The organism is Streptomyces sp. NPDC007991 (assembly GCF_042958445.1).
In the GTDB taxonomy this organism is placed as follows: Bacteria; Actinomycetota; Actinomycetes; order Streptomycetales; family Streptomycetaceae; genus Streptomyces.
The window spans coordinates 169,797-179,754 of sequence record NZ_JBIBJD010000014.1; the positions used below are offsets into that span (position 1 = coordinate 169,797).

At 70.4% G+C, this 9,958-nt stretch carries 7 protein-coding genes and 1 pseudogene; 6 read left to right on the forward strand and 2 right to left on the reverse strand.

Features of this window, described 5'->3' with window-relative positions; translation table 11 throughout:
- Window positions 1-2: 2 nt before the first annotated feature.
- Both ACFZDA_RS34795 and ACFZDA_RS34800 read left to right on the forward strand, forming a co-directional pair.
- Window positions 3-3,401, forward strand: a complete 3,399-nt coding sequence (locus tag ACFZDA_RS34795; RefSeq protein ID WP_391089345.1) for a sarcosine oxidase subunit alpha family protein — start codon at window positions 3-5, stop codon at window positions 3,399-3,401.
- Window positions 3,394-3,999, forward strand: coding sequence for a sarcosine oxidase subunit gamma family protein (locus ACFZDA_RS34800; protein ID WP_391089347.1), 606 nt, complete (start codon window positions 3,394-3,396; stop codon window positions 3,997-3,999). Before ACFZDA_RS34795 ends, ACFZDA_RS34800 begins: the two co-directional genes overlap by 8 nt.
- A 93-nt stretch (window positions 4,000-4,092) precedes the next feature.
- Here ACFZDA_RS34800 and ACFZDA_RS34805 read toward each other — a convergent pair whose 3' ends face one another.
- Both ACFZDA_RS34805 and purU read right to left on the reverse strand, forming a co-directional pair.
- Complete coding sequence (locus tag ACFZDA_RS34805; RefSeq protein WP_391089349.1) at window positions 4,093-4,887, reverse strand: IclR family transcriptional regulator C-terminal domain-containing protein; 795 nt, start codon at window positions 4,885-4,887, stop codon at window positions 4,093-4,095.
- 79 nt (window positions 4,888-4,966) lie between these two features.
- Entirely contained in the window at window positions 4,967-5,866 is a 900-nt protein-coding gene (purU, locus tag ACFZDA_RS34810) for a formyltetrahydrofolate deformylase (RefSeq protein WP_391089350.1), read from the reverse strand.
- Window positions 5,867-6,032: 166 nt separating this feature from the next.
- Between purU and ACFZDA_RS34815 the strand changes: the two genes are divergently transcribed.
- The 4 genes and pseudogenes from ACFZDA_RS34815 to ACFZDA_RS34830 all read left to right on the forward strand — a co-directional run.
- Window positions 6,033-7,175 carry an SRPBCC family protein gene (locus ACFZDA_RS34815; RefSeq protein ID WP_391089352.1) on the forward strand — a complete coding sequence of 381 codons (1,143 nt, stop codon included), beginning with the start codon at window positions 6,033-6,035 and terminating at the stop codon, window positions 7,173-7,175.
- Between the two features lie 126 nt (window positions 7,176-7,301).
- A complete protein-coding gene (locus tag ACFZDA_RS34820; RefSeq protein ID WP_391089354.1) occupies window positions 7,302-8,267 on the forward strand; it encodes a PaaX family transcriptional regulator C-terminal domain-containing protein in 966 nt (321 codons plus the stop codon).
- A 198-nt stretch (window positions 8,268-8,465) separates the two neighbouring features.
- Window positions 8,466-9,347, forward strand: a complete 882-nt coding sequence (locus tag ACFZDA_RS34825) for an alpha/beta hydrolase family protein (RefSeq protein WP_391089356.1) — start codon at window positions 8,466-8,468, stop codon at window positions 9,345-9,347.
- A 66-nt stretch (window positions 9,348-9,413) separates the two neighbouring features.
- Window positions 9,414-9,958, forward strand: a pseudogene (locus tag ACFZDA_RS34830) (rhamnogalacturonan lyase); the annotation flags it as partial.

A 9,958-nucleotide genomic window follows, 5' to 3' on the forward strand; every position in this document is an offset into this window, starting at 1 on the left:
CCATGCTGCTGATCCCCTGCCCGTGGTGCGGGCCCCGCGACGAGGCCGAGTTCCACTACGGCGGCCAGGCCCATGTGCCGTACCCGCAGGACCCGTCCTCCCTCTCGGACGAGGAGTGGGCCCGCTACCTCTTCTTCCGCGACAACCCCAGGGGCCCCTTCGCCGAACGCTGGACCCACGCGGCAGGCTGCCGCCGCTGGTTCAACGCGGTCCGGGACACGTCCACGAACGAGATCCTGACGGTGTACCGGGCGGGGGAGGAGCGCCCGGCCACCTTCGAGTCAAGCCAGGTACGTCCAGCCCGCCCGGCGCTTGAGGACGAGGCCGTTCAGGCCGAAGCGGGGCCCGGGACGGCAGCCCCGGTGGGGGTGCGGGAGGCGGAGGCTTCGCAGAGGTCTGGGCCCGCAGTGCCGGTGGGGGTGCGGGGGGAGGAGTCCCCGCGGGGGTCCGGGTCTGGGCCCGCAGCCCCGGTCGGGGTGCAGGGGGCGGAGCGCTCGCGGGGGTCTGGGGGCGTAGCCTCCAGTGGGGTCGAAGGGGCGGAGCCCCTGGGGGATGGGACGGGTAGGGGCGGCGGGGGCGAGACAACCCAGCCGTTCCGCCACCCCACCCGCGGCCGAATCCACCGCGACACCCCGATCACCTTCACGTTCGACGGCACCGAATACCAGGGCTACCAGGGCGACACCCTCGCCTCCGCCCTCCTCGCCAACGGCGTCATCCAGACCGGCACCAGCATCAAACTGGGCCGCCCCCGCGGCATCTTCTCGGCCGGCGCCGAGGAACCCAACGCGGTCGTACAGATCGAGGCCCCGTTCCCCGAGCCCATGCTCCCCGCCACCACCGTCGAGCTGTACGACGGCCTCGTCGCGACCGGCCTCCCCGGCCAGGGCCGCCTCGCCACCGCCCCGGACCCGGCCCGCTACGACGCCGTACACGCCCACTGCGACCTCCTGGTCGTCGGCGCGGGCCCGGCCGGCCTCGCCACAGCGGCAGCCGCCGCCCGCTCAGGTGCCCGCGTCATCCTCGCCGACGACCAGCCCGAACCCGGCGGCAGCCTCCTCGGCACCGGCGAGCACCTCGACTGGGTGACCGACACGACCGCCCGACTCGACGCGGCCCCCGACGTGCGCGTCCTGCGTCGCACCACCGTCTTCGGCTACTACGACGACAACCACCTCCTCGCCGTGGAGCGCCGCACCAACCACCTCGGCGCCGAGGCCCCGGCCAGGGTCTCCCGCGAACGCGTCTGGCGCATCCGCGCCCGACGGGTCGTCCTCGCCACCGGCGCGCACGAACGCTCCCTGGCCTTCGCGGACAACGACCGCCCCGGCGTGATGCTGGCCGCCTCGGCCCGCGCCCACCTGAACAAGTACGGCGTCCTGCCCGGCCGTCACGCGGTCGTCTTCACCACCAACGACAGCGCCTACCCGGCGGCCCTGGACCTCGCCGCGGCGGGCATGGCCGTCGAAGCCGTCGTCGACACCCGCGTCGAGCCGGGGGAGTGGGCGCAGCGTGCCCGGCAGGCCGGCATCGAGGTGCTGGCGGGCCACGCCGTCACCGGCACGGAAGGCGCTCCCCGTCTCACGGCCGTGGCCGTCGCGCCGTACGGAGAGACAACAGGCCGACGCCGGTTCGCGGCCGACCTGCTCCTGGTCTCCGGCGGCTGGAACCCGGTCGCGCACCTGTTCAGCCAGGCGGGAGGCAAGCTCCGCCACGACGCGGAACTCGGCACCTTCGTCCCCGACACCTGCCGCCAGGCGGTCGAGGTCGCGGGCGGTGCGAACGGCGTCTTCGACCTGGCCCGAGTTCTCGCCCAAGGGGCCGCCGCCGGAGCCCGCGCGATCGAGGCCGAGGGCTACACCCCGGAAGAGGCCCACCTGCCCCAGGTGGCCGGCATGCCGCAGACGCCGCCCATGCCGGTCTTCGCCGTCCCGGGCCGGGACGGCGCCCCGCGCTTCGTCGACCTGCAACGCGACGTCACCGTCGACGATCTGGCGCGGGCGACGGGTGCCGGCCTGCGCTCCGTCGAGCACACCAAGCGCTACACCACGGCCGGCACGGCGAACGACCAGGGCAAGACCTCCGGCGTCCTGGCCAGTGGCGTCGTCGCCGAACTGCTCGGTGTGGACATCTCCGCGCTCGGCACAACCACCTTCCGGCCGCCGTACACCCCGGTCTCCTTCGCCGCTCTCGCCGGCCGGCACCGCGGTGCCCTGCTCGACCCGGTCCGCACCACCGCCCTGCACGCGTGGCATGTCGCGCACGGCGCCCTGTTCGAGAACGTCGGCCAGTGGAAGCGGCCCTGGTACTACCCTCAGGACGGCGAGGACATGGAGACGGCCGTACTGCGCGAGTGCGCCGCCGCCCGGGAGGGCGTCGCCTTCATGGACGCCTCCACCCTCGGCAAGATCGACGTCCAGGGCCCGGACGCCGGTGTCTTCCTCGACCTGCTCTACACCAACATGATGAGCACCCTGAAGGTCGGCATGATCCGCTACGGCGTGATGTGCCGCCCGGACGGGATGGTCTTCGACGACGGCACGGTGATCCGCCTCGACCAGGACCGCTATCTGGTCACCACCACGACGGGCAACGCCGCCGCCGTGCTGGACTGGATGGAGGAGTGGCTCCAGACGGAATGGCCCGAACTGCGCGTCCACTGCACGTCGGTGACCGAGCAGTGGGCCACCGTCGCCCTGGTCGGCCCGCGCTCGCGCGAGGTCCTGGGCTCGCTCGCCCCCCGACTCGCCGTAGCGGCCGAGGACTTCCCGTTCATGGCGTGGCGTGAGACGACCGTCGCCGGCATCGACGCGCGGGTGTGCCGGATCAGTTTCTCCGGCGAACTCGCCTATGAGATCAACGTGTCACCATGGGAGGCCCTCGCCCTGTGGGAGGCGCTGTACGAGGCCGGCGCCCCGTACGGCATCACCCCGTACGGCACGGAGACGATGCACGTCCTGCGTGCGGAGAAGGGCTATCCGATCGTCGGCCAGGACACCGACGGCACGGTGACGCCGCAGGACCTCGGTATGAGCTGGGCGGTGTCCAAGAAGAAGAAGGACTTCATCGGCAAGCGTTCCTTCGCCCGTGCCGACACCGCCCGCCCCGACCGCAAACACCTGGTCGGGCTGCTTCCGGACGACCCGGGCACGTTCCTCCCCGAAGGCACCCACCTGGTCGCCGGCAGTGTGCTGCCCGCGCCGCCCGTCCCGATGCTCGGCCACGTCACGTCCAGTTACCGCAGCGCGGCCCTCGGCCGGACCTTCGCCCTCGCGCTCGTCAAGGGCGGCCGGGACCGCATCGGTGAGCGCCTCTACGCCCCCGTGGGCGACCGGCTGGTCCCGGTGACCGTCGCGAGCCCCGTCCTCTACGACCCCGAGGGAGCCCGCCGCGATGGCTGACACCGCCGTTACCACCCCGCTCCGCAGCCCCCTGTCGCATGCCGCCGGCCGGCTGGCCACCGCGACCCGCGCCTCCGGCGGCGCGATCCGGCTGGCGGAACTGCCCTTCCTGGCCCAGATCGATGTGCGCCTCGACCCCAAGGGAGCGGCGGTGGACGCCGTGGGACTGGCGCTGGGCCTCCAACTCCCCGTCGAACCCGGCACCGTCGTCCGCGCCGGGGAGCTGACCGCGCTGTGGCTCGGGCCCGACGAGTGGCTCGTCGTGGGCCCGCGGGGCAGCGGGCAGGACCTGGAGAGCCGGATCCGTGAGGCCGCGGGCGACGAACCCGTGTCCGTCATCGATGTCTCGGCCCAGCGCACGACGCTCCTCGTCGCCGGCCCCCGGGCCCGCGACCTGCTGGCGCACGGCTGCTCGCTCGATCTTCACCCGCGGGTCTTCGGCCCGGGGCGCTGCGCCCAGACGAACCTGGCCCGCGCCCAGGTCGTCCTGGTCGCCCGTGACGAGCCCAGGGCCGGGTTCTGGGTGCTGGTCCGGTCGTCCTTCGCCGGCTACCTGACGGACTGGCTGCTGGACGCGGCCGTGGAGTGGACGGGCTGACGCCGGCAGCGAGAAGCGGCGGCCGGTGATCCGGTGTCAGGATCACCGGCCGCCGCGTGTCATGAGAGGCCGGTTCTGCGGTGGTCGTGCACCTCAGTCCGCATGGGCGGCGAGACGGCGGCTGAGCTCGTCCGCCCCCGCGAGCAGCAGCGGCGCGAGTTCATGCATCCGCTCCACGGTGAGCCGGAAGGCCGGCCCCGACGCGCTGAGGGCGGCGACGACCTCGCCGTCCGGCGAACGCACGGGGACGGAGAGGGCGTTGAGGCCCTCCTCGTATTCCTCCAGCGTGATGGCATAGCCCTGCTCACGGGCTTCGGACAGGTCCGCCTCCAGTTTCTTCCTGGAGGTCACCGTGCGCGGTGTCAGACGAGGGAGGCCGGCCTCGGCGAGGAGTTCGTCGCGTTCCTCGCGGGTGAGGTGGGCCAGGAGGACCTTGCCGCTCGACGTGCAGTGCAGCGGCGTCAGCCGTCCCACCCAGTTCTGCGCGGCGATGGCCGAGGAGCCGCGCACCTGGTAGAGGTTGATCGCGTGGTGGGACTCGAGCACGGCTATGTTCATCGTCTCGCCCACATCGTCGACGAGACGCTCACAGATTCCGCGCCCGTGCCGGGTGACGGCGATACGGCCCGTCACGGCGCCGGCCAGGCGCACGACGCCGAAGCCGAGACGGTACTTTCCCCGTTCGCTCTCCTGCTCGACCATTCCATGCGCTTCCAGCGCGCCGAGCAGACGGAAAGCGGTGGACTTGTGGACGTCGATCGCCGCGGCCACCTCACTCACACCCGCCTCCCCGTGCTGGGCGAGGATCTCCAGCACGGCGACGGCACGGTCAACGGATTGCACTCCGCCACTGGGAGCGCCTGCGGTCTCAGCGCCGAGGTTGCTCATGGCGAAACTCTAGGTGGAATAGGCAACACGCGTGAGGGGGTGGACGCCATTTTTCTCAACGGGCCCCTCGGCGGATTCCTCAACGGAAGACGACCGTACGGTTGCCGTTGACCATGACGCGGCTCTGAGTGTGCCATTGCACCGCCCGCGCCAGGACCTGCGCCTCGACGTCGCGCCCCAGGGCCACCATACTGTCGGGCCCCTGTGAGTGGTTCACGCGGATGACGTCCTGCTCGATGATGGGACCCTCGTCGAGGTCCGGGGTGACGTAGTGGGCCGTCGCTCCGACGAGCTTGACGCCGCGCTCGTACGCCTGGACATAGGGGCGGGCGCCCTTGAAGCTCGGCAGGAACGAGTGGTGGATGTTGATCGCCCGGCCTTCGAGCTGCTTGCACAGGTCGTTCGACAGGATCTGCATGTAGCGGGCGAGGACCACCAGGTCGATGTCCAGCTCGTCGACGAGCTCCATCAGCCGCGCCTCCGCGTCGGGCTTCGTCTCCCGGGTGACGGGCACGTGGTGGAAGGGGATCCCGTAGCTCTCGGCGAGCGGTTCGAAGTCCCGGTGGTTGGAGACGATCGCCGGCACCTCGATGTTCAGCGCGCCGGTCCGCCGGCGGAAGAGCAGGTCGTTCAGGCAGTGCCCGAACTTCGACACCATGATCAGCGTGCGCGTCGGCGTCGACGCCTCGTACAGCTGCCAGGAGATCCGGTACGCCTCCGCCACCTGCGCGAAGCCGGACTTGAGGTCCTCCAGCGACGTGCCCGGGTCCGAGACGTCGAAGTGCACCCGCATGAAGAAGCGGTCCTGCAGCCGGTCGTCGAACTGCTGGCTCTCCTGGATGTTCCCGGAGTGCCGGACCAGGAAGCCGGTGACGGCGTGGACGAGTCCCGAGCGGTCCGGGCACGACAGGGTGAGGACGAACTCGCGGCAGGCTGTGGGTCCAAGAGACACGGAGCCCTCCCAGAGGGAAGTGCGCATTACGCAACGAGCTGACTGATACGCAACATGGTCCTGGCTGTGACGGCCTGCGGTCAAGGGCTTGACACCGCTCCGGGTGGACTGCACCGTGAGTTGCGTAGCAAGAAGCACGTTGCACATGAGGCAACCGCTCGCCCGCCCGAGGCGCTTCACTCCGAGGTGAACCATGACGACGACCGGCCTGCCGGAGAGCCTGATCGCGACCCTCCCCGGTGACCACTACACGGACCCGGAGATCTTCCGCCTGGAGCAGGAACGCATATTTGAAGCCATGTGGTTCTGCGCGGCGCGCGCGTCGGAACTGGCGAAGCCGGGCGCCTTCCGGACCGTGGACGTCGGGCGGGAGAGCATCCTGCTGACCCGGTCGCGGGACGGCTCCGTCCGGGCCTTCTTCAACGTGTGCCGGCACCGGGGAGCGAAGCTGTGCACGCAGGAGTCCGGCGAGGTCAAGCGAGCCTTCCAGTGCCCGTACCACGCCTGGACGTACGACCTGAACGGCAAGCTCGTCGCGGCGCCGAATCTGACGAAGATGCCGGACGTCGGCCGCACGGAGTACGGGCTGGTGAGCGTGGCGGTGCGCGAGTGGCTGGGCTATGTGTGGGTGTGCCTGGCCGAGAACCCGCCCTCGTTCGAGCAGTCGGTGATCGCGGACGTGGTCGCGCGCCTGGGCGACGTGGAGTCCGTCGAACGGTACGACGTCGAGAGCCTGGAGGTCGGCCGGCGGATCGTCTACGACGTCAAGGCCAACTGGAAGCTCATCATCGAGAACTTCATGGAGTGCTACCACTGCGCGACCATCCACCCCGAGCTGACCGAGGTCCTCCCGGAGTTCGCCGACGGCTACGCGGCGCAGTACTACGTGGGGCACGGCGCCCAGTTCGGCTCGGACGTCCAGGGCTTCACCGTGGACGGCTCGCAGGGCCTGGACCGTATCCCCACGGTCTCCGAGGAACAGGACCGCCGGTACTACGCGATCACGGTGCGCCCGCAGGTGTTCGTCAACCTGGTCCCCGACCACGTGATCTTCCACCGGATGTTCCCGGTGGCGGTCGACCGCACGATCGTGGAGTGCGACTGGCTGTACCTGAAGGGCGTGGTGGCAAGCGGCCGCGACGTCAGCCGGTCGGTCGAGCTGTTCGACCGCGTCAACCGGCAGGACTTCGACGCCTGTGAGCGCTGCCAGCCCGCGATGAGCTCCCGGCTGTACGCCAAGGGCGGCGTCCTGGTGCCCAGCGAGCACCACATCGGCGAGTTCCACGACTGGGTACAGGACCGCATCGGTACCCGCGCGAACCTCGCGACCGGCTGACAGCAGCCTTCATCCGCCCGATCAGGTATCACAGTTCCACGACCGGTCGGATGGTTGAGTGTCGTATGTGATGCCGACCCGGTCGTTACAGTGGGGACCGCCCTACTCGACGCGTCGGAGCGGACCTTGGCGAACCTGTCCCACCTCGAGGAGATCTTCTCCGGCGACGGCACCAGTCCGATGCGGTTGCCGCGCTGGCAGGCCGGCGGTTCACCGGCGAGCCTGGCGGTCACCTTGATCGCTGACTACACGTTTCCGCACCGGGCCTGGCTGCCGGCGGCGGCCATCGTCGCGTTGCTGGGGGAGTTCGACGTGGCCGCGGGCGCCGCCCGTACGACCATCAGCAGGCTGGCGCGTCGAGGGGTGCTGGAGGGCAGCCGGCAGGGGCGGTACAGCTCGTACCGGCTGACGCGTCAGGCCGCTGTCGATCTGTGGAGCGGCGGTGGCTCCATCGCCACGTTCACCACGCAGCCCGACTCATGGGACGGATGGTGGACGCTGGTCGCCTTCTCCGTGCCGGAACAGGAGAGCACACGACGCCGCGCGCTGCGCACCGCGCTGCGGTGGCGGGGGTTCGCGCCCCTGTACGACGCGGTCTGGGCGTCGCCGCACCCGCTCACCCCCAAAGGGCGTGCCGAACTGGCCGACTTGGCGCTGGGAGCGGTGAGCGTGTTCCGCGCGCGACAGGTGGATCTCGAGACGGAGGCCAACCGCAACCCGATCGAGGCCTGGGACCTGCCCGGCATCGCCGAACAGTACGAGATCTTCATCCGGCGGTGGAACGGCCTGCGGCCTCACATCAGCGCCGGTGACGTCACCGGCGCCGCGGCGGTGCGCGCCCGCACCGAAGTGATGAACACCTACCGCCACTTCCCGGTGCTGGACCCCCTGCTGCCCATCGATCTGCTGCCGGCCGACTGGCCCCGGTCCCGGGCGCGGGAGGTGTGCGTCGCGGTGTACGACGGTCTGGCCCACCCCGCCCAGCAGCACGTCCGTTCCGTGGCGGCCCGGTCCGGGGACGGTCCGCACCTCGACATCAGTGCCCACTCGATCGCCGGCATGAGCGCTGGAATCGGTCACAGCCACGGCTGAAGACCCATCACCTGACCCTGAGTTCAGACGGATTGGGTCACAGCGATTGACAGATGAGAGCCCGATGGTGACTCTTTCTGTTATTCGACCTGGTGTGGGAGCGTTCACAGTCATGTGACTCGAAGAGTGGGTCGCATCGTCGCTCCTCGCCGCCTCGGGCTCCGTACGTGCAACCCCCACTCACACAGGAGTTCATCCATGAGCATGCAACGGCGCACCTTCCTGGCCCTGAGCGCGGCCGGAGCGGCGGGCATGGGCGCGTCCCTGCTCGGCACCGGACACGCAGGCGCCATCGCCGGGCCGCAGAGCGCACCGACCACGCCGTTCGCGGTCGGCGTGCGCCGGTACGACTGGACTCGCGGCAGCCGCCGGTGCACCACCTACGTCTACTACCCCGCCACCGGCACCCCCGGCGGCAACCCGGTGACGAACGCCCCGGTCGCCCATGGCGTCTTCCCCGTCTACAACTTCACCCACGGCTACGGAAGCAGCCCGCAGAACTCCCTGTTCATCATCCGGGCCCTGGCCTCGGCGGGCTTCGTCGTCCCCGCCCCGCACTTCAACCACAACTTCAGCGACGTCAACAACGGCAACACCTCCAAGGACGTCTCGCAGATCATCACCAACACCCTCGCGCTCAACGCGAGCGGTCCGCTGGCCGGGCACATCAACACCGGGATCGGCGTCGGCGTCTCGGGCCACTCCCTGGGCGGCATGATCACCCATGGCCTGCTGACCTCCTGGCCCGACCGCCGGATCATCTCCGCCAACCCCCAGTCCTGCGTGGACATGGGCAACCCGTCCAGCTCGGTCTCGGCCAAGGTCCTGTTCGTCCACGGCGACCGGGACTCGACCACGCAGTACTCCTCGGCCCGGCAGGCGTACAACGAGATCACCTGGCCCAAGGCGTTCCTCACCTTCGTCGGCGGCAGCCACACCAGCTTCTGGAGCGACCAGCGCTTCCCGAGGACCGTCGTCGACTGGGCCCGCTGGAGCATGTACGGCGACACCGCCGCACGGGACCGCCTCCCTGCCGACGCGGCCGGGTCCAACACCAGGTGGGAATCCGTCCTGCGCTGAGGAGCAGCCGCTCCACGCCCGGCCTGACGTTCCCGCACGTGAGACTCGTCAGAACAGACGATTGTCATGATCACGTCACTCAGTAAACCCCCCACACCGGAGGTCACTGTGACCGACTCTCACCCGCGCCCCCCTACGGGGCCGCGTCCACGAAGAATCCGCCGAGCCTCAGGTGGCCGTGCGGCAGGCGTGCTCGCCGCCGCCTTCGCGCTGGCCGCCTCCGCGCTCACCGTGCTGCCCCAGGCCGCGGAGGCCGCGACCGCGCGACAGGTGGAGCACCTCGACCGGGGACTCACCAGTGTCCACACCAGCGGTGGGAACCTGGTGTCGTGGCGCTGGCTGGCCACCGACCCGAACGATGTGGCGTTCAACGTCTACCGCGGCGCCACCAAGCTCAACTCCTCGCCGATCACCGGCTCCACGAACTACTTCGACTCCGGCGCCCAGGACTTTGCCGACTACACCGTGCGCCCGGTGGTGAACGGAACCGAACAGGCCCCCTCCGAGCGCGCCCTGCAGTTCCGCACCGGCTACAAGGACGTCCCGATCTCGCCGCCGGCGGGTGGCACCGCTCCGGGCAACTCGGCGTACACCTATGAGGCCAATGACGC